Source organism: Actinacidiphila sp. bgisy144 (assembly GCF_057708105.1).
On sequence record NZ_JBYIRM010000111.1, the window covers coordinates 1 to 739 of the forward strand.

Sequence of the window (739 nt, forward strand, 5' to 3'; positions counted from 1 at the left end):
GACTAACCGGTCCCCTTAACGTTCCAGCACCGGGCAGGCGTCAGTCCGTATACATCGCCTTACGGCTTCGCACGGACCTGTGTTTTTAGTAAACAGTCGCTTCTCGCTGGTCTCTGCGGCCACCCCCAGCTCACACCGTAAAGATGATCACCAGAAGTGGCCCCCCTTCTCCCGAAGTTACGGGGGCATTTTGCCGAGTTCCTTAACCATAGTTCACCCGAACGCCTCGGTATTCTCTACCAGACCACCTGAGTCGGTTTAGGGTACGGGCCGCCTTGAAACTCGCTAGAGGCTTTTCTCGACAGCATAGGATCATCCACTTCACCACAATCGGCTCGGCATCAGGTCTCAGACTTAAGCTGCCCGGATTTACCTGGACAACGTCCTACACCCTTACCCCGGGACAACCACCGCCCGGGCTGGACTACCTTCCTGCGTCACCCCATCACTTACCTACTACAAGTCCGGTTCAGCGGCTCCACCACTCCCCCTCACTCCGAAGAGATCAGAGGCGGCTTCACGGCCTTAGCATCGCTCGCCTCAGTACTGGGCGCTTCAAAGCGGGTACCGGAATATCAACCGGTTGTCCATCGACTACGCCTGTCGGCCTCGCCTTAGGTCCCGACTTACCCTGGGCAGATCAGCTTGACCCAGGAACCCTTAGTCAATCGGCGCAAGAGTTTCCCACTCTTGTATCGCTACTCATGCCTGCATTCTCACTCGTGAACCATCCACCACT

General features: G+C 57.0%; 1 rRNA gene. It reads right to left on the bottom strand.

Annotated elements, in window-relative coordinates:
* A 23S ribosomal RNA gene (locus AC3EVP_RS36935) occupies positions 1–739 on the bottom strand; the annotation flags it as partial.